The organism is Mesorhizobium sp. M1182 (assembly GCF_040318335.1).
Taxonomy (GTDB): domain Bacteria; phylum Pseudomonadota; class Alphaproteobacteria; order Rhizobiales; family Rhizobiaceae; genus Mesorhizobium.
The window spans coordinates 14,576-32,532 of sequence record NZ_JAMYMD010000010.1 but is presented as its reverse complement, the minus strand read 5'-3'; the positions used below and the strand labels follow the sequence as shown (position 1 = coordinate 32,532).

Annotated in this window: 24 protein-coding genes; 13 read left to right on the top strand and 11 right to left on the bottom strand. The window is 63.8% G+C overall.

Going from position 1 to position 17,957, the window contains the following annotated elements:
- Positions 1 to 162 precede the first annotated feature (162 nt).
- Together NKH33_RS14440 and NKH33_RS14435 are read left to right on the top strand one after the other, a co-directional pair.
- On the top strand, positions 163 to 807 hold the full coding sequence (locus NKH33_RS14440) for an alpha/beta hydrolase family protein (protein ID WP_352920184.1): 645 nt from the start codon (positions 163 to 165) through the stop codon (positions 805 to 807).
- 9 nt (positions 808 to 816) lie between these two features.
- Complete coding sequence (locus NKH33_RS14435) at positions 817 to 1,587, top strand: exodeoxyribonuclease III (RefSeq protein WP_352920181.1); 771 nt, start codon at positions 817 to 819, stop codon at positions 1,585 to 1,587.
- Positions 1,588 to 1,626: 39 nt separating this feature from the next.
- On the opposite strand, the gene NKH33_RS14430 is transcribed toward NKH33_RS14435, so the two are convergent.
- Positions 1,627 to 2,091 (bottom strand): GFA family protein, encoded by a 465-nt coding sequence (locus NKH33_RS14430; protein WP_352920179.1) that lies wholly within the window; start codon positions 2,089 to 2,091, stop codon positions 1,627 to 1,629.
- Positions 2,092 to 2,244: 153 nt separating this feature from the next.
- On the opposite strand from NKH33_RS14430, the gene NKH33_RS14425 reads away from it, so the two are divergent.
- The 3 genes from NKH33_RS14425 (at position 2,245) to NKH33_RS14415 (ending at position 5,243) form a co-directional block, all read left to right on the top strand.
- Complete coding sequence (locus NKH33_RS14425; protein WP_352501204.1) at positions 2,245 to 2,544, top strand: WD40 repeat domain-containing protein; 300 nt, start codon at positions 2,245 to 2,247, stop codon at positions 2,542 to 2,544.
- Positions 2,545 to 2,907: 363 nt separating this feature from the next.
- A complete protein-coding gene (locus NKH33_RS14420; protein ID WP_352920177.1) occupies positions 2,908 to 3,459 on the top strand; it encodes an isochorismatase family protein in 552 nt (183 codons plus the stop codon).
- Between the two features lie 161 nt (positions 3,460 to 3,620).
- Positions 3,621 to 5,243: an ABC-F family ATP-binding cassette domain-containing protein gene (locus NKH33_RS14415; protein WP_352472101.1), complete on the top strand. Its 1,623-nt coding sequence runs from the start codon at positions 3,621 to 3,623 to the stop codon at positions 5,241 to 5,243.
- Between the two features lie 61 nt (positions 5,244 to 5,304).
- Here the strand turns inward: NKH33_RS14415 and NKH33_RS14410 are convergent, their stop codons facing one another.
- A complete protein-coding gene (locus NKH33_RS14410; protein WP_023675692.1) occupies positions 5,305 to 5,736 on the bottom strand; it encodes an SAM-dependent methyltransferase in 432 nt (143 codons plus the stop codon).
- Positions 5,737 to 6,217: 481 nt separating this feature from the next.
- Between NKH33_RS14410 and NKH33_RS14405 the strand changes: the two genes are divergently transcribed.
- From NKH33_RS14405 to NKH33_RS14395, 3 genes are all read left to right on the top strand, one after another.
- Positions 6,218 to 7,339 (top strand): KamA family radical SAM protein, encoded by a 1,122-nt coding sequence (locus tag NKH33_RS14405; protein ID WP_502896442.1) that lies wholly within the window; start codon positions 6,218 to 6,220, stop codon positions 7,337 to 7,339.
- A gap of 195 nt (positions 7,340 to 7,534) precedes the next feature.
- Positions 7,535 to 7,789: an exopolysaccharide production repressor protein gene (locus NKH33_RS14400; RefSeq protein ID WP_352472098.1), complete on the top strand. Its 255-nt coding sequence runs from the start codon at positions 7,535 to 7,537 to the stop codon at positions 7,787 to 7,789.
- A 325-nt stretch (positions 7,790 to 8,114) separates the two neighbouring features.
- Positions 8,115 to 8,939: a hypothetical protein gene (locus tag NKH33_RS14395; protein ID WP_352490956.1), complete on the top strand. Its 825-nt coding sequence runs from the start codon at positions 8,115 to 8,117 to the stop codon at positions 8,937 to 8,939.
- 219 nt (positions 8,940 to 9,158) lie between these two features.
- On the opposite strand, the gene yghU is transcribed toward NKH33_RS14395, so the two are convergent.
- Entirely contained in the window at positions 9,159 to 10,046 is an 888-nt protein-coding gene (gene yghU / locus NKH33_RS14390; RefSeq protein ID WP_352685185.1) for a glutathione-dependent disulfide-bond oxidoreductase, read from the bottom strand.
- A gap of 248 nt (positions 10,047 to 10,294) precedes the next feature.
- On the opposite strand from yghU, the gene NKH33_RS14385 reads away from it, so the two are divergent.
- Positions 10,295 to 11,200, top strand: coding sequence for a S1C family serine protease (locus NKH33_RS14385; protein WP_023675699.1), 906 nt, complete (start codon positions 10,295 to 10,297; stop codon positions 11,198 to 11,200).
- A 15-nt stretch (positions 11,201 to 11,215) separates the two neighbouring features.
- Here NKH33_RS14385 and NKH33_RS14380 read toward each other — a convergent pair whose 3' ends face one another.
- The 5 genes from NKH33_RS14380 to NKH33_RS14360 form a co-directional block, all read right to left on the bottom strand.
- Positions 11,216 to 11,827 (bottom strand): hypothetical protein, encoded by a 612-nt coding sequence (locus NKH33_RS14380; protein WP_352920171.1) that lies wholly within the window; start codon positions 11,825 to 11,827, stop codon positions 11,216 to 11,218.
- Between the two features lie 41 nt (positions 11,828 to 11,868).
- Positions 11,869 to 12,066: a hypothetical protein gene (locus NKH33_RS14375; protein ID WP_352472094.1), complete on the bottom strand. Its 198-nt coding sequence runs from the start codon at positions 12,064 to 12,066 to the stop codon at positions 11,869 to 11,871.
- A 209-nt stretch (positions 12,067 to 12,275) separates the two neighbouring features.
- Entirely contained in the window at positions 12,276 to 12,458 is a 183-nt protein-coding gene (locus NKH33_RS14370; protein WP_023675702.1) for a DUF3606 domain-containing protein, read from the bottom strand.
- A gap of 11 nt (positions 12,459 to 12,469) precedes the next feature.
- Complete coding sequence (locus NKH33_RS14365; protein WP_352472092.1) at positions 12,470 to 12,778, bottom strand: hypothetical protein; 309 nt, start codon at positions 12,776 to 12,778, stop codon at positions 12,470 to 12,472.
- Positions 12,775 to 13,134 (bottom strand): hypothetical protein, encoded by a 360-nt coding sequence (locus NKH33_RS14360; RefSeq protein ID WP_352820019.1) that lies wholly within the window; start codon positions 13,132 to 13,134, stop codon positions 12,775 to 12,777. Before NKH33_RS14360 ends, NKH33_RS14365 begins: the two co-directional genes overlap by 4 nt.
- A 226-nt stretch (positions 13,135 to 13,360) precedes the next feature.
- Between NKH33_RS14360 and NKH33_RS14355 the strand changes: the two genes are divergently transcribed.
- On the top strand, positions 13,361 to 14,320 hold the full coding sequence (locus NKH33_RS14355; protein WP_352465360.1) for a prohibitin family protein: 960 nt from the start codon (positions 13,361 to 13,363) through the stop codon (positions 14,318 to 14,320).
- 52 nt (positions 14,321 to 14,372) lie between these two features.
- On the opposite strand, the gene NKH33_RS14350 is transcribed toward NKH33_RS14355, so the two are convergent.
- Complete coding sequence (locus NKH33_RS14350) at positions 14,373 to 14,939, bottom strand: RBBP9/YdeN family alpha/beta hydrolase (RefSeq protein WP_352820018.1); 567 nt, start codon at positions 14,937 to 14,939, stop codon at positions 14,373 to 14,375.
- A gap of 112 nt (positions 14,940 to 15,051) precedes the next feature.
- Here NKH33_RS14350 and NKH33_RS14345 point away from each other — a divergent pair, with 112 nt between their 5' ends.
- Positions 15,052 to 15,525 carry an Lrp/AsnC family transcriptional regulator gene (locus NKH33_RS14345; protein WP_352472087.1) on the top strand — a complete coding sequence of 158 codons (474 nt, stop codon included), beginning with the start codon at positions 15,052 to 15,054 and terminating at the stop codon, positions 15,523 to 15,525.
- Here NKH33_RS14345 and NKH33_RS14340 read toward each other — a convergent pair whose 3' ends face one another.
- The gene (locus NKH33_RS14340) at positions 15,526 to 16,002 is read right to left on the bottom strand and encodes an Lrp/AsnC family transcriptional regulator (RefSeq protein WP_352920166.1); all 477 of its coding nucleotides are present in this window, start codon (positions 16,000 to 16,002) and stop codon (positions 15,526 to 15,528) included.
- Between the two features lie 155 nt (positions 16,003 to 16,157).
- On the opposite strand from NKH33_RS14340, the gene NKH33_RS14335 reads away from it, so the two are divergent.
- Together NKH33_RS14335 and NKH33_RS14330 are read left to right on the top strand one after the other, a co-directional pair.
- On the top strand, positions 16,158 to 16,910 hold the full coding sequence (locus tag NKH33_RS14335; protein WP_352816944.1) for a tryptophan 2,3-dioxygenase family protein: 753 nt from the start codon (positions 16,158 to 16,160) through the stop codon (positions 16,908 to 16,910).
- 269 nt (positions 16,911 to 17,179) lie between these two features.
- Positions 17,180 to 17,611: a DoxX family protein gene (locus NKH33_RS14330; protein WP_352816941.1), complete on the top strand. Its 432-nt coding sequence runs from the start codon at positions 17,180 to 17,182 to the stop codon at positions 17,609 to 17,611.
- Positions 17,612 to 17,649: 38 nt separating this feature from the next.
- Here the strand turns inward: NKH33_RS14330 and NKH33_RS14325 are convergent, their stop codons facing one another.
- Positions 17,650 to 17,955 (bottom strand): hypothetical protein, encoded by a 306-nt coding sequence (locus NKH33_RS14325; RefSeq protein ID WP_352920162.1) that lies wholly within the window; start codon positions 17,953 to 17,955, stop codon positions 17,650 to 17,652.
- Positions 17,956 to 17,957: the final 2 nt, after the last annotated feature.

Genomic DNA, 17,957 nt, shown 5'->3' with positions numbered 1-17,957 from the left:
CCCTTGTGGGAGAAGGTGGATCGGCGCGCAGCGCCGAGACGGTTGAGGGGTGTTGGAAGAAATGAGGCGTCGGCGTTCCCTGGAACACCCCTCATCCGACCGAGCTTCGCTCGGTCACCTTCTCCCACAAGGGGAGAAGGGGTCACCAGCGTTGGAGTCCCCATGACAACCTTCCTCTTCGACGGCCCCGACACCGCCGCCATCATCATCCTGCTCGCCCATGGCGCAGGCGCTCCTATGGACTCGCCCTCGATGACCGCCACCGCCAAGGCGCTGGCCGCAGCCGGCTTCCGCGTCGCGCGCTTCGAATTCCACTACATGGCGGCTCGCCGCTACGGCCACCGCAAGCCGCCGCCGCGCGCCGAGACGGTTAACCCGGAATACGTCAAGGCGATCGCCGACCTCCGGGCGAAGGGCGTGAAGGGTCCGCTGATCATCGGCGGCAAGTCGATGGGCGGACGCGTCGCTTCGATGATCGCCGACGAGATGTTTTCGAAGGGCGAGATTTCAGGGCTGCTTTGTCTCGGCTATCCCTTCCATCCGCCTGACAAACCGACGCAGCTTCGGACAAAGCACCTGGCCGATCTCAAGACGCCGACAGTGATCTTCCAGGGCACGCGCGACGAGTTCGGGACCAAAGACGAGGTCGCGACCTATGCTTTGTCCGATGCAATCGAGATCTTCTGGCTGGAAGACGGCGACCATGATCTGAAGCCGCGCAAAAACATCTCCGGCTTCTCCACCGCCGATCATCTGAAGACGCTCGCTGATGCGGTGAAGGCGTGGACCGAACGCATCGTGCGCTGAAGCAGGCCGATGAAGATCGCCACCTTCAACGTCAACAACATCAACAGCCGGCTGCCGAACCTGCTCGCATGGCTGGCTGCCGCCAAACCCGACATCGCCTGCCTGCAGGAGCTCAAGGCGAGACAGACGCAGTTTCCGCGCACTGCGCTGGCGGCGGCCGGCTACGGCGCGGTTTGGGTCGGGCAGCCGACCTGGAACGGCGTCGCCATCCTTTCGCGTGGCGCAGAACCCGTTCTGACCCGCGAGGCGCTGCCCGGCGACGATAGCGACCAGCAGGCGCGCTACATCGAAGCGGCGGTCAACGGCATCGTCGTCGCCTGCCTCTACGCGCCGAACGGCAATCCGCAGCCCGGCCCGAAATTCCAGTACAAGCTCAACTGGCACGAAAGGCTGGAGGCGCATGCGGCACAGTTGCTCGACACCGACCTGCCAGTGGTGCTGGCCGGCGACTACAACATCGTGCCCGAGCCGCGCGACATCTACCCGACCCGCTCCTATGACGACAACGCGCTGGTCCAGCCGGAAAGCCGCGCATCGTTCCAGCGGCTGCTCGACCAGGGCTGGCTTGACGCGCTGCGCAAGAAGCACCCGAACGAGACGCTCTACACATTCTGGGACTATCGCCGCAACCGCTGGCCGCGCGATGCCGGCCTGCGCCTCGACCATATCTTGCTCAGCAAGAAGCTGTCGCGCCGGCTGGTAGCGGCGGGCATCGACCGCGACGTGCGCGGCGAGACCGGCGCCAGCGATCATGCGCCGGTCTGGGTGGAGTTGAAGTGAGGCACGGAGGCTGGCGCCGCCTTTCCGGGCGGCAACCAGTCAAGTTGGCCGCGCCGCTTCGCGGGCGAACGCCTCGATCAGAGGGGCGTATCCCTCGAGGTCGGGCTGCGTAGCGAAACTGTGGCTAGCGGCGGTCGAAGCCCAGGGCAGCTTTTCCGAAGTGAAGACTTCGACGAAAGGCACGTACCATTGGTGCTGGTCCAGCATGGTCGCACGAACGTTGACGAAAAAGTCCAGGCCATGCGGGCGCGTGAACATCCAGTTCTTGCAATGCGGGCAATAGAGCTGCCGGTGCGGGCCGTGCAGGCCGCCGACCACCGGCTCGCCCTGGGTGACGGCGAAACCGTCGCTGGGCACGGCGATGGTCAGGGAATACGCGCTGGCGCTCAGCTTCTGGCAGCCGGTGCAGTGACACGCCATCGTCAGCAAGGGCGGGGCGCTGATGCGAAAGCGTATTCCGGCGCACAGGCAACCGCCGCCCCAAGGTAGCTTCCAATCGTCCATTGCTGGCCTCGCGTTAGCCTCTGCCAGCGATCTAGCGCACGACCGGCCTCCCGGCAAACGCGGCGATGCCTGCGGCTGCTGCCGAAGGGCTGGGGTGGACTTGAGCCATCACCGACAGCCAGGCGCCGAGCGCCATCATTGCAGAGCGGATAGATGAACAGGTTTGCTGACAGGCTGCTTGCAGCCCTCATGATCGTGATCGGCACGGCTTGCTTCATCGAGGCGTATCTGGCGCTGGGCGAGGCGTGCTCGCGAGGTGCCGAACGGCCTCAGTTTCACCGCCGGCAGACCGGCAACCAGCTCGCCATGTTCGACAGCCAGTCCGGCCCGATCTATGCGGTTGCCTTTGCCGCGGGCGGCACGGTGCTGACCGGCGGCTACGACCGCAGCATCAGGGACTGGCCGGCTGGCGGCGCCGATAGGATGGTGCTTTTCGCCGGGGCGCCGGATTGATTGCGGGATATCCAATTTCGTCGCCGGGGCTTGGACACCCCCACTGTTGCGCTGGGCAACCGCATTTGGATTCTTGCGAAGATGGACCCCCACCCTAACCCTCCCTACAAGGGGGAGGGAATGCTGCCGCGCGCCCTTACTTCCCCTTTGGCGCCGAAAGGCAGGCAATTTGCCGAGGTCAGCGCCAACGGAAGTCTCCCTCCCCCTTGTGGGGAGGGGTTAGGGGTGGGGGTCCATCGTAGAGCGAAAGTCTCGGCTTTCCATCTGCCATAGCCCTGCGCTGGTGGGGGGAGATCGGCAGCTCCAGCGTCGGCTTCGGCGCGTATACTTGACCCGCCTACCACCAACGCTATGTTCGCGGCCATGTCAGAGACCAGCCCCGCGGCCACCGTGCCGCTCATCGTGATCGATCTTCAGACCGGCATGTTCGACGGTGTTGCCGAACCGCCGATCCATGATGCCGACGGCATCGTTGCCCGCACCCGCGCGCTGATCGAATGGGCGCGGCGCAGCGGGCGCAAAGTCGCCTTCATCAGGCATGACGGGCCGCAGGGCGATCCTCTGGCGCCGGGTGAGCCGGGCTGGCCGGTGTGGCCGGCGCTCGGCCAGGCCGAGGACGAGCCGACTTTCGCCAAGTGTGTCGGCGATGCGTTCAGCAATGCCGCCCTTGCAGAATGGGTGGCCGGGCAGGGCGCCGGCGAGGTCGTTCTGATCGGCGCGCAGACCGATTTCTGCGTGGCGGCCACGGTGAAGGGCGCCTTTGCAGCGGGCCTGGGCGTCACCGTGGTTTCCGACGCCCACAGCACGCTCGACGCGGCCAGCGAGACCGCCGCGGAGATCATCGCCCGGCACAATGCGGCATTTGCCGCCGCCGGGGTCAAGCTGGCGACGACAAAAGCCCTGACCGATAGCTGATCCGCCGGCTCATCCCTACGCCGTCAAAGCCTGATCCAGCCGGGAAGCAACTGGCGGGTTCAGACAATTTGGCGCGGGGCGCCTCACTACTGCGGGCTTCCGCCGGCGCGGTCTATCGCGTATTGGCGCAGGAACTCTCCTTTGGCCTTCCCCGGAAAACCATGATTCGTCTCGAAAGCATCAGCAAGCAGAACGGCAGGCAGATCGTCTTCATCGAAGCCTCCGCCGCGTTGCAGAAGGGCGAGAAGGTCGGGCTGGTCGGGCCTAACGGCGCCGGCAAGACGACGCTGTTTCGCATGATCAACGGCGAGGAGCAGCCCGACGAAGGCCAGGTCTCGGTCGATCGCGGCGTCACCATCGGCTATTTCAGCCAGGATGTCGGCGACATGGAAGGCCGCAGTGCGGTGGCCGAAGTGATGGACGGCGCCGGACCGGTCAGCGAAGTGGCGGCCGAGATGCGCGAGCTCGAGCACGCCATGGGCGACCCTGACCAGGCCGACCAGATGGACGAGATCATCGCCCGCTACGGCGAGGCGCAGCACCGCTTCGAGGAGCTCGACGGCTACGCGCTGGATGGCCGGGCGCGCGAGGTGCTGGACGGCCTCGGCTTCAGCCAGGAGATGATGGACGGCGACGTCGGCAAGCTGTCCGGCGGCTGGAAAATGCGCGTGGCACTGGCCAGGATCCTTTTGATGCGGCCCGACGCCATGCTGCTCGACGAGCCGAGCAACCATCTCGACCTGGAAAGCCTGATCTGGCTGGAGCAGTTCCTGAAGAACTATGACGGCGCGCTGCTGATGACCTCGCACGACCGCGAGTTCATGAACCGCATCGTCAACAAGGTGGTCGAGATCGACGGCGGTTCGCTGACCGCTTACTCCGGCAACTACGAATTCTACCAGCAGCAGCGGGCGATTGCCGACCGGCAGCAGCAGGCGCAGTTCGAGCGCCAGCAGGCGATGCTGGCCAAGGAGATCGCCTTCATCGAGCGCTTCAAGGCGCGTGCCTCGCATGCTGCCCAGGTACAGAGCCGGGTGAAGAAGCTGGACAAGATCGACCGGGTCGAGCCGCCCAAGCGCCGCCAGAAGGTATCGTTCGACTTCCAGCCGGCGCCGCGCTGCGGCGAGGACGTGGTGACGCTGAAGAACGTGCACAAGGGCTATGGCAGCCGCTCGATCTACGAGGGATTGGATTTTCAGGTGCGCCGCCGCGAGCGCTGGTGCATCATGGGCGTCAACGGCGCCGGCAAGTCGACGCTGCTGAAGCTGGTCGCTGGCGCTTCCGAGCCGGACAATGGCACGGTGGCGCGCGGGCCCAGCGTCAAGATGGGCTATTTCGCCCAGCACGCCATGGAAGTGCTGGAGGGCGAGCGCACCGTGTTCCAGACGCTGGAAGATGCGTTTCCGCAGGCCGGCCAGGCGCCGCTCAGGGCGCTGGCCGGCTGCTTCGGCTTTTCCGGCGACGAGATCGAGAAGAAATGCCGCGTGCTGTCGGGCGGCGAGAAGGCGCGGCTGGTGATGGCGCTGATGTTGTTCGATCCGCCCAATTTGCTGGTGCTGGACGAGCCGACCAACCACCTCGACATCGCCACCAAGGAGATGCTGATCACGGCACTGTCGCAGTACGAGGGAACCATGCTGTTCGTCTCGCACGACCGCCATTTCCTGGCGGCGCTGTCGAACCGGGTGCTGGAACTGACGCCCGAGGGCATCCACACCTATGGCGGCGGCTATACCGAATATGTCGAGCGCACCGGGCAGGAGGCGCCGGGGTTGCGGAGCTGAGGCCGGCTCTGCCGCGCACGGTCACGTAGACGCTCGATTCCGGGGGCCAAGCACGAGGTGCTCAGCCATGTATCGCAATTTCGCGCAGCGGATCGCCGCCGTCGATGAACAGCCGGCCTTGCGCGGTCAACGCCGCCTTGAGCCGTCGCAGGGCAATTTTTCCTGCTTCGGGATGACGCCCGTCCAGCGCGCCGACGCGCACCGCAACGGCAATGTCGAAGTGCTTCTCATCGGCCTCCAACTCGAAATCCTCGATGGCGATCTGGCGAAGGCTCAGCCGGCCTGCCGCAATCTCGGCGCGCGAGGCGGCCCCGGCCTGCGCGATGGCCTTGGCCGAGCGGTCGATCGCCAGCACGTGCCCGCCGCCGATCCGGCGCGCGATCTCGCGCGCTGCAGCACCCGGTCCGCAGCCGATCTCCAGCACTCGCATGCCCTGCCGCAAAGGCAGCGCATTGACGATCTCCAAAAGCCTTGGCGACAAGTCGTTCGCCATACGCTGTTCTCCAGCTTTTTCACAATCCGAGACTAGCGACCGCGGCCGGCGACGGGAAGGCCGAGAGACGCGGGCATCGCCGATGTGTTCAGCTGGCATGTTCAGCTGGGTGCTGCTTGAGCAGGGGGCATGATCGACATCGAAGAGGTCGACGATCCGGTCTCGACCGCGGGCGACCGGGCGGCCCGGCGTCGTTGACCTGAGGGGTAGGGAGGGAACTGGCGCCGAGCCTAACCGGTTGGGGGGTAGATCACCGGCCGTTTATGTGTATACGCTCAAGCTAATATAAGAGCAAGCTAATGTTTTGCGTCAGCGATGTTGGACGATTGTTCTGACCATGGCCGGTTGTGGCTTCCTGCCGCGCCCTCCAATCCGGCCAAACACCGCTTATTGCCTTCAAGTCCTGGCTTCAATGCTGTACCCCGGCCCGAAATTCAAGGAGCCTGCGATGACCTCACATCCCGACATCCCCGACGCCAGCATGGCGGTCGATGCGGCCGGCGTGGCAGCCGATGACCGGCGCGCTCGCGAGGCGGATGCCGCATGGCGGGACGATGTTCGCGAGGGCGTGCGGCAGGTAGGCGATCTGGATTCGCTGCTGCTGTCGCCAGCCGAGCGGGCGGCGGCCAAAGCCGCGGCCACGCGCCACAAGGTTCGCATTCCCAAGGCCTATCTCGACCTGATCGACTGGAACGACCCCGCCGATCCGATACGGCTTCAGGTCATCCCGTCGCCCGACGAACTGGCAGAGCAGGAGGGCGAACTCGACGATCCGATCGCCGACCACGCCTTCAGTCCCGTGCCTAGATTGACGCATCGACATGCCGACCGGGTTCTGTTGTTCCCGACCTATCAATGCGCGGTCTATTGCCGGTTCTGCTTTCGCAAGGAGCAGCTGACCTCGATCGGCCGGGGTTTTTCGCGCGAGGCGCTGGAGCCGGCCTTCGCCTATATCGCGGCCCATCCGGAAATCCGCGAGGTGATCCTGACCGGCGGCGACCCGCTGTCGCTGCCGGACAGGGCGCTGGCGGAAATCCGCGCCCGTGTCGAGGCGATCCAGCATGTGCGGCTGTTGCGCATCCACACTCGCGTACCCGTCGCGCTGCCGTCGCGCGTCACCGGCGGGTTGATTCAAGCCTTGCAGGGCCGGCTGATGGTTACTGTCGTCACCCATTTCAACCATCCACGCGAAATCACGGAGGCGACCGAGCGGGCCTGCCGCACGTTGCGGCAGGGCGGCTTCGTGCTGCTGAACCAGAGCGTTCTGCTGAAAGGCGTGAACGATACGGTCGAGGTGCTGGAAGAGCTGTGCCGCGAGCTGATGTATCGCCTTGGCGTCAAACCCTATTACCTGCACCACGGCGATCTCGTGCGCGGCATGGCGCACCGGCGCACCACGATCGCCGAGGGCCAGGCGCTGGTCAGCGCCTTGCGTGCGCGCCTGTCGGGCATCTGCAATCCCGTCTACGTGCTGGACCTGCCGGACGGCGGAGGGAAAGTCCCGCTCGGCCCGTCCTATCTCGAGGCGCGCGAAGGGGAGACGTGGCGAATACGTGGGCTTGATGGGGCGGTGAGGGCGTATAGGGAGGTTGCTGGGGAGTAGGGGACGCGCAGCCGCTGTCCAAGCCAGCCCACCTTGGTGACCTGACATGCAGCCCTTGATCACGGAAGCATGCGTTAACTGCTGTTCTATTTGGTGCTTGCGCAATTGCTAAAATAGTGAAAACGTTGCCCCGGGGTAATGGGTTAGGGGAGTTCGTCCCGGCTGTTGCGAGTTTCGGGGCGGCGCAGAAAAGTCATGAACTTTCCACAGTTCCTGGTGGGGCTGACCACCACATCGTCCATCGTGGCGATCTCGACTTACTTTGCGACGGGTTCAATCTGGAAGACGCTGGCCTGGACGATCTTGACCTTGATCGTCATGCAGGTTGGATATTTCCTGTTCGTCGTCCGGTTGATCTACGGATCCGGGGCGAAAGGCGCGGCGGCAAAGCCGCGGCGTCTGAGGGCTGTGCCGCCGAACCGTCGAGGTCGCATTCAGCTTATGCAGTAATGTCCCATATAGATATCATGGTCTAGACAGGACATGTTCGGTTCTGGGAATGTGCGTTGGACGTTCCGCTAGTTTAGCCAACTAATATATATCGCCCAACTCATATCGTCGTTTTTGGGCTAGCGGGAAAACCTGCCTGCTGCTTGTACGACTGTGCCTAAGTCCGCATTTTACAACCGGCTGGCAAGCTCCCTTTCGTTGACGCAGCCTAAATCCGGCTGGTGTTTTCGATGGGCGGTTGAGGCTATAAAGCCGTTCAACCGGGCGGCATCGGGATGCATTTCGGCCGGTCGAGAGGGTTGTGGTGATCGACGGAACGCCAAACGTGATCTTGCTGATCGGCAGCGCCCCCGATGTGGTGCGCTGCGCCGCCTGGCCCAAGCAGGCCTTCGGCAAGATCGTCGCCATCAACAACGCCTGGCGCGTGCGGCCGGACTGGGATTTCCTCGTCCATGCCGGCGATTTCCCGGCGGAGCGGATGCCGCAAGGCGGTCCCCTGCAGCAGGCGCAGATCTTCAGCGCCTCGCATTACGTGCCGGCGCAAAACAGCTTTGGCGGCTTCGTCTATGCCGGGGGCACCATGTCGATGACGGCGGCCTACTGGACGATCCACAGTCAGAAGCCGGACGTGCTGGCATTCCTTGGCTGCGACATGATTTACGACCAGCCCGGCAACACGCATTTTTACGGCGTCGGCCGCGCCGATCCGCTGCGCAACGACGTCACCCTGCGCAACCTCGAGGCGAAGTCGGCCCGCCTGCTCATCCATGCGCTTCGGCGCGGCTGCCTGTGCGTCAACCTATCCGACCTGCCGCGCAGCCGGCTGGTCTTCCCGCGGCTGACGCTCGATGAAGTCGGCGCGCTTTCTTCCTCGCGGCTTTCGGAAATGAAGGCCGAGATGCTTGCCGGCCTGCGGCTCGATCAGGCGGAGGAGGCCGACAGGATCGAGAAGGAACTCGGCTATTTCTTCGAGGACGGCATGTACTGGAAGCACCTCGAAAAGCTCGACGAGAAATTCCTGGCCAACATCGACCGGCTGTGGATGGCGGCGGTGAAGGCGAGCTTGAGCAGTCGGCCGAAGCTCCCGATCTCCCCCCTTGTGGCGGGGCAATCGCATTTGGATTCTTACGAAGATGGACCCCCACCCTAACCCTCCCCACAAGGGGGAGGGAATGCTGCCGCGCGCCCTTACTTCCCCTTTTGGCGCCGAAAGGCAGGCAATTTGCCGAGGTCAGCGCCAACGGAAGTCTCCCTCCCCCTTGTGGGGAGGGGTTAGGGGTGGGGGTCCATCGTAGAGCGAAAGCCTCGGCTTTCCATCTGCAATAGCCCTGCCCATTGTGGGGGGAGATCAGCAGTTTCAGTCGTCCGCTTAGCTTTTGGCCGCCGCGAGCTTGTCTTGCGTCCTGGTCTCGAAATCGCTGGCGTCATGGCGCTCGTGCAGTTGCATCGAAGGCTCGCCGAAGGTGCGGTTGACCATGCGGCCGCGCTTGACCGCCGGCCGCGCGTCGATGGCGTCGGCCCAGCGCTGCACGTTCTTGTACTGCTCCACCTGAAGGAACTCGCCGGAATCGTCATACATACGGCCCTTGGCCAGCCCGCCATACCAGGGCCACACCGCAATGTCGGCAATCGTATAGTCGCTGCCGCCTAAATACTCGCTTTCGGCGAGGCGTCGGTCGAGCACGTCCATCTGCCGCTTGGTTTCCATGGCGAAGCGGTCGATGGCATATTCGATCTTCGTCGGCGCATAGGCGTAGAAATGGCCGAAGCCGCCACCGAGATAGGGCGCCGAGCCCATCTGCCAGAACAGCCATGACAGGGTCTCGGCGCGAGCCGGCTGCTCCGTCGGCAGGAATTCGCCGAATTTTTCGGCGAGGTAGAGCAGGATCGAGCCGGATTCGAAGATGCGGACCGGCTTTTTCCCACTGCGATCCATCATGGCCGGGATCTTCGAGTTGGGGTTGACCTCGACGAAGCCGCTGCCGAACTGGTCGCCGTCGTTGATCCTGATAAGCCAGGCGTCGTATTCGGCGCCGCTGTGGCCGAGCGCCAGAAGTTCCTCCAGCATGATCGTCACCTTGACGCCGTTCGGTGTCGCCAGCGAATAAAGCTGCAGCGGATGCTTGCCGACCGGCAGTTTCTTGTCGTGCGTCGGGCCGGCGATCGGCCGGTTGATGCTGGCGAAAGCGCCGCCATTTGCCTTGTTCCAGGTCCAGACTTTTGGCGGCGTGTATTGGTCCGTTGCGTAGTCGTTCATTTGGGAGGCCTTTGGAAGGGTTGGGTTGGGAGGATATCAGATATCAACGTGGGCAATGGCGGAGGAACTTTGCATAGGGCAGCTTGGGATAGCCGTAGGTACAGATAGGGCTGCCGGCGCTGTTGCAAAACCCCGGCGCGAACGGCGCGGCGCCGGTCCACGCCAAAGCCGGCGCCACCTCTTGCGCCTGATCACCTGCGCCATACCTATAGCCCATATCAGCTGCGAACATTGCCAGGAACCAAAGCATGAATATCGAACCCCTTTTGCGATCCATCGTGGCCGTCCGCGCCACCGTGCCAGAGGACGCCTTCACGGCAAATACACTTGGCACCCGCCGCGAGGGCAGTGGCGTGGTCATCCGCGGCGACGGGCTGGTACTCACCATCGGCTATCTCATCACCGAGGCCGAGGAGGTCTGGCTGGCCGACCAGGACGGGCGCGTGGTTCCCGCCCATGCGCTCGCCTACGACCAGGAGTCGGGCTTCGGCCTGGTGCAGGCGCTGGCGCCGCTCGGGCTGCCCGCCATTGCGCTCGGCGATGCGTCCAGGGCCAAGATTGGCGATCCCGTCGTGCTCGCCGACGGCGTCGGCCGCTCCGTGCGGGCGCGGATCGTCACCAAGCAGGAATTCGCCGGCTATTGGGAATATCTGCTCGACGAGGCGATCTTCACGGCGCCGGCTCACCCCTCATGGGGCGGCGCCGGCCTCATCGGCGCGGATGGCAGGCTGCTCGGCATCGGTTCACTGCGCCTGCAGATGAGCCGCAACGGCGAGGTCGCCGACATCAACATGGTGGTGCCGATCGATCTTCTGCCGCCCATCCTCGACGATCTGCTGACGCGCGGGCAGGTCGCCAGGCCGCCGCGGCCGTGGCTCGGCGCCTTCTCGGCCGAGAGCGACGGCAAGGTCGTGGTGATGAGCGTCGCCGAGGGCGGTCCAGCCGCCCAGGCGGGCCTTCGCCAAGGCGATGTCATCTCGGATGTCCGCGACACGGCGGTCGATGGGCTTGCCGATTTTTATCGCAAGCTTTGGAAGAGCGGCCCGGCGGGTGCCGAGATCCCGCTCCGGGTGCTGCGCGATGGCCGCGAAACCTGGCTGCGCGTCAAGTCCGCCGATCGCAACAGCCTGCTGTGGAAGCCGCCGCTGCAGTGAGGCAACCGAAACCTCTCACTCTCCGCAAGCGCTGAAGCCAGTGCCCGGGGTCCATTCCGCGAATGCGATGACCTTGCCTTCGACCGATACGGTCGCTTGCCTGGTGCTGCCGTCCGCCAGCTTCTTGCTGCTTTTGCCCTTGCCGGTCAGCACATTGTAGTCGCAGTCGCCGGCAACATTGTCGTCCATGTAATCCCAATAATCGTAGGCAAAACCGGCGACGACGAACGTGCCGTTGCGCCAGGCGAGCGTCAGCGTCTTGTTGGTCCGCTCGCTGCCGATCTCCATCGCCGGAACATAGAGCTTGATCGAACCGTTGGGGAGCGCGGTGAGTTCGGGCTCGGTGTCGAATGTGGCGGGGCCCGGCCGGTCATAATCCTTCCATTCGCCGTAAATCTGTTCATGCACGACCCCGGCAGGTTTTAGAAAATCGCCATCGCGATCCTTGAGGAAAAAATACATGTCCATGGGATGGCCGGGCTCGGTCTCCACGATCATCGCCAGATCGGCGGCGCCGTCGCTGTTCCAGTCGCCGGTCGCCGCCGTGATGATCTTCTGCGTCTCGATCGGTTCTGCCAGGGCGGCGGCCGGCAGCAGCAGGACCAGACCGAATATTGTCGATCGCATGTAGATCCCCTCGCGCTTGGGCAGGCCTGAGAGCATGCTTCTCAGGAGGCCCGGCTCTGCCGCGTCTCGGAACGGCTCGTCTCGTTGAGCAGCCGGCAGAGCGAAACCGCTTCACGACGGCTCAGGCCGATCAGCGCGATTTGCGAAAATTGCGCCGGCAGATCGTGAACGATGTCCCACACCATCCATCGGCCGTTCGGCTCCATGACACATTCGTAGCGCAATAATTGTTCCTGCATCCGACCCCCCGGCTTTGCTCATCGGACTGGTACAGCGTCGAGGTAAATGAGTTGTTGCGCCGCGAGCGTATTCCGCGGCTGTCAAAACCAGGCGTTGAATCCCCACAAGGGCGAACCCGACAGGTCACGGCTGACGGTGCCGATGCTCTCGACAAGGCAGCAGGGCAGGGACGCTTCCGGCGTGAACGGCGGCCGCCGCCAGAGTTGGATCAGGCGTTGCGGCTCGCCATGTGCGCGTCGAGCTTCCTCCTCGAGGGGCCGTAACGCTTGATGATGGTCGCGGCCTCGCTTTGCGGTATGCCGTATTTGCGGGCAAAGGCAGCGACCTCGTAAGGCTCTTCGCCTGAGACCAGTTTGCGATCCTGCTTGGTCTTGGATTTGTCGTCGGCCATGGCGTCCTCCATCACATCTGGTCGTTATAGGGCTCCTTGGTCCGGCCGACCATCCTGGCCAGTTCGGCAAAGGACGGTACGCCGGTTTCACCCTGGGCATTGTTGGCCGCCTGCAGCAGCCTGAGCGGAAAGCAGACGGCGTCGCGGTTGGATGGCGACATGTCTTCATAGAGACGCTCCTCGCTGGTCATCGCCGCCTCGGCCCGGCGCAACGCCATGTCGACCTCGTCGACCGACAGCAGGCCCTTGTGGACCAGCGCGTTGTTGACGGCCGCGATCGCCATCATCAATCCTTCGAGCTGGAGATTGGCGACGTTCATCGTCTTGCGTCCTTGCCGGGCTTCTTGGCGGTGGCCTTGCCGTCTGGCCGGATCGCTGCGCGCGGCGGGTTCTGGCCCTCCGAATGCAGGGTCCTGTCGTCGAAATCGTCAGCCGGCCTAGTCAATCCCATGCCGCCGGGAGGTGGCTTGTTGCCGGCCGCATCCTGCGAAAATTCGTCGGCCGCGTCGCGGCTCGTCTTTGCCGGATATTTCCTCGCTCCGGTCTCGTAGCGGTTCGGGTCGTCGGCCATGTCCTGTGCTCCCGTTGCAATGAGCAGATAACTTTCATGCGGCGGCAGCGGTTCCGTGGCGAAATCGACCTTGCCGGTGCGCAAGCCTTCGCAATCTGCGACCACGACTACGAGGATTGCCCGAAGCGCAGAACCGATGCCGGACGGCAGAAGCAGACGCCAGGCAACGCGTCCCAGCCCGCAGCCGCGGCTGCAGGGGAAATCGGCTGGCCACCCTGAACCACCCGCCGGTCCGGCCGGCTGCCCCGAAGGTCTTTCCATATCCAGAGGATTGCAATGCCGCCACTATTGTGGGCAAAAGCAGCACGGGCAATCAGGTTGGGGTGGGGTGATGACCGAAACGCAAGGCAATTCAAGCCGTCCGCAGGGCAAGCCGGGGATGGCATCGGGGTCGATCGGTTCCGGCCTGATCGCACTCGTCATCGTGGCGCTCGGCGTCTTTGCGCTGTTTGGATCCTGGTACACGATCGATCAGGGCGACCGCGGCGTGCTTTTGACCAACGGAGCGCTGAGTTCGGTCGTTGATCCCGGACTGCATTTCAAGCTGCCGTGGTTACAGCGTGTCGAGAAGATCAGCCTGCGCCAGCAGGTGCTCAAATGGGGCTGCGAGAACCAGAACGATTGCAGCGGCCTGCCGGCCATGCAGGCCTATTCGCGCGACCAGCAACCGGCCGACATGCGCGTCACCGTCAATTTCCACGTGCCGGCCGCCGAAGTCAGCAACGTCTACACCAATTATGGATCGATCGAGGCACTGGCCGACCGCGTCATTGCCAGGAAAGCACCGCAGGAGATCAAGACGGTGTTCGGCCAGTACGACGCGGTGTCGGTTATCCAGAACCGGGCGAAGTTCAACAAGGACGTCGCCGAGGCCATCGCGGCGGTAACCGACGGCCCGGTGATGATCGACAGCGTGCAGGTCGAGAACATCGACTTCTCCGATGCCTACGAGCAGGCGGTCGAAGCCAGGATGACGGCGCAGGTCGAGGTGCAGAAGCAGGAACAGAACCTGCAGCAGGAAAAGATCAAGGCCGATATCGCCGTCACCCAGGCCAAGGGCCGCGCCGACAGCGTCAAGGCCGAAGCCGAGGCCAGCGCCTACAAGACCAGGGTCGAAGGCGATGCGACCGCGGGCGCCATCAAGGCTCGCGCCGCCGCAATCGCCAACAATCCGCTGCTGGTCGAACTGACCAAGGCGGAGAGATGGAACGGCGAATTGCCGAAGTCGATGATCCCGGGCTCGACCGTACCGTTCCTCGAACTCAGCACGCCTGCCGCAGCATCGAACTGAGGCGCGGCGCAAACCAGATCAGGGCGGCGGCGCGATAGCCGTCCTGGTGCGGTTACGGCTGAAGCACGGCGCCTCGGGCGATTGCTTGCGTTTGACCTAGAAAAGCTGTCAGCAGCTCCATTCCCGCCGGCCAGTCGCCGAGCCCGCTGTCGCCATTGATGTGGCGAAGCGGTCCGGCGATATGGAGATCGCTGCCCCATCGCTCGGATTTCGCCCTGGCATAGTCCAGCGAGCCGTAGGGATCGTTGGTGCTGGCGACAATCAGCGACGGAAAGCGAAGCCGTTGTTGCGGTGCGTCGGCGAAGGCCCGGGCGGAGGAGGGGAAGGCCGGCGACGCAGGGTCCGGAACCGCGACCAGCAACGCGCCGCCGATAGAGCGGGGGGAGATCCGCTGCCAGTGTACGACGAGCAGACAGCCGAGGCTATGGGCGACGAGCACCGGCGGTGTCCTTGCCTGGCATACAGCGGTTTCCAGCGCAGCCACCCAGTCGTCGAGGTTCGGCGCGTCCCAACTCGCCGGGTTGAACCGCCGCATCGCCGGGTTTGCCTGCTGCCAACGTGTCTGCCAGTGGGCTTCGCCCGATCCGCCGATGCCCGGCACAATGATGAAGTCGGTCATGCGAAGCCCTTCTTTCCTGATGCAGCGCGTGCAATTCTAGGTCTTCTCCCAGGTGGCGGAATGAGAGATCATCGGAAAGCAGCGACGAAATCCGATGGATTAAAGGGCGATCATGCGGAACGGCGATTATCGGCCAAGGCTCGACCCCACCGATCTGGCGATCATTGAGATCATGCAGGAGGATGGCCGCATCGGCATCTCCGAGCTTGGCCGCCGCGTCGGACTGTCCCAGCCCGCCACCTCGGAACGGGTGAAGCGGCTGGAGGAGCGCGGCGTCATCACCGGTTACAAGGCGGTGATCAATTCGGCAGCGCTCGGGCTCGGCACCATGGCGGTCATCCGCCTGCGCACCACGCATGAGCATATCCAGGCCTGCCTGAAGAAGTTCGCCCAATTGCCGGAGGTGGTCGAGGTGCTGCGGGTGACCGGCGAGGATTGTTTTCTGGTCAAGGTCGTGGTCCCGTCACCGCCCGATCTTGAAAGCATCGTCGACAGCATCGGCCGGTACGGCACGGTGACGACAAATGTGGTTCTGCGCGCCGAGCAACCGAAGCGGCTGGGACGCGAATTGATGACCAGGGCCTGACTATCGCTTGGTCTGCGCATGCCCGACGGCATTGGCGAACGAGATGCCGCCCTTGATCTCGCGCATCGCCATCGAGGTGATGGTGCGCCGCACGCCGGGCAGCCGGCTGAGCTCCTCGCGCAGCATCCTGTCGAGCGCCATCATGTCGACGGTGACGATCTGCAGGAGATAATCGGCCTCGCCTGTCGTGGCGTGGCAGCGGCGGATCAGCGGATGCTTTTTGACCGCCGCCTCGAAGGCGTCCGACAGTTCGAAATCGATCGACACCTGGATGAAGGCTTCGATGCCGAAGCCGAGCTTGGCTGGGTCGATCAGGGTCGAGTAGCCGCGGATGACGCCGGCGTCCTCAAGCGTCTTGACCCGCTTCCAGCACGGCGTCTTGCTCAAGCCGACCTCGTCGGCGAGCGCGGCAAAGGAGATGCGGGCCTCGCGTTCGAGCGCAGCTATGATCTTCCGGTCGACCGCATCCAGCATCATTCGTTCTTCCTATCCGCTTCAGACGCAGTGTTTGTCCTTCATTTTGCGCTAATCGAATAACAGAAAGGGACAATGTTCGGCAAGAAAGCGATTAGACTCGGGAACGGGATCCAACAAGCGCCTGCGGCCCAACGGCCGCGGCAAGGAGCATGGCCATGGACAAGCAGGATTATTATGCCCGCATCGAAACGCCTGAGATGCGCGACTATGGCGTCTACCTCAAATGCGACAGGCTGCTGGCCTGCCAGAAGCCGCTGGCCGAGATGGTGAATGCCGACGAGCTGCAGTTCCAGATCGTTCATCAGGTCGAGGAGCTGTGGATGAAGCTCATCGCCTATACGCTGGTCGATGTCGTTGATTTCCTGGAAAAGCAGGACACGCATCGCATCGTCACACTGATGGGGCGCGTGCACCGGCTGATGCGGCTGATGACGGCGCAGCTCGACCTGCTCGAAACCATGTCGCCCAAGGAATACCAGCAGATCCGGCTGCAACTCGGCAATGGCAGCGGCCAGGAATCGCCAGGTTTCAAGCAGCTGTTGCGCCTGCCGCCCGATCTGTGGCGGGCCTTCAAGGCGTCGTACCTCGACGACCGCGGCCTTTCGGTCGAGGATGTCTACGATACCGGCTACGATCACGGCGACAGCTATGTCGTTGCCGAAGCGCTGATCGAGTTCGACGAGCTGTTCCAGAAATTCCGTGCCAACCACCTCTATCTCATCCACCGCACGATCGGCCTCGGCGCGAAATCGCTGAAGGGCCGGCCGGTCGAATTGCTGGAAGCCGGCGCCCGCCACCGCTTCTTCCCGGAACTCTGGGACATACGCTGGGCGATGACCGACCGCTGGGGCAGCCAGTATGGAACGGTACGCGAGCCGATCAGCAAGCCGGGGGTCAAGTTGGGGTAGCGCAACCTTTCTTCTCCCCTTGTGGGAGAAGGTGGATCGGCGCGCAGCGCCGAGACGGATGAGGGGTGTTGGACGGAGTGCCGCCGGCGCCAAGCTGGAGCACCCCTCATCCGTCGCCTTCGGCGACACCTTCTCCCACAAGGGGAGAAGGGAAGGCGCCACTTTGGTGCCGGCGCTTGTATCTCTCAGGTTTTTCGGGGGATGATGTCGGGCTTGCGGCTGGTGGTGCGTCCTTGGGGCACAACCACCGTAACTCTTGGGAGGACATCATGACCTTGGAAACCGCTCAATCAACCGTTCAGTCGCCGTGGCAGACCGCGGCAATCCTTATCGCCCGCCTGATCTTCGCCGCCGTCTTCCTGATGGCCGTGATCTTCAAATTCATCGATATCGGCGCCACCGCCGGCTATATCGCGGCGGCTGGATTTCCGTTCCCGCTGTTCCTGGCCTGGTGCGCAGCCCTGCTCGAGGTCGTCCTCGTTCTATGTTTCCTGACTGGCGCCTTCTTCTCATGGGCAGCACTCGTCGCCGGCGCCTATGTGCTGTTCCTCGGCTTCGCCTTCCACGGGCCGTCGCACTGGGCCGGCAACCAGGCGGAGTTCGGCTTCTTCGTCGATCACTTTACCTTCCTGGCCGGGCTGCTGTTTGCCGCCGTGCACGGGCCGGGCCGCGTCCTGGCGCTGAGGCTTGGCAGGGGGTGATGCCAAGCTTGCTGCGGCGGTCATCCTCGGTCGCCGCGTCACATCTGGTCGTTGTAAGATTCCTTGATCTGACCGACCATGCGCGCCAGTTTCGAGAAGGACGGCATGTCCGTCTCCGGCTGACATTGATTGGCCAACTCCAGCAACCGGATCGGGAAGTTGACGGCATCGCGGCTCGACGCCGACATGCCTTCGGACCTTTCCTCGTTGGTCTCGCTGGCTTCGGCCTTGCGCAAGGCGATGTCTATCTCTTCGACGGAGACCACGCCCTTGCGGACCAGGACCTGATTGATCGATGCGATGGCCATCAGCAGGCCTTCGAGTTGCAGATTGGCGACGTTCATGG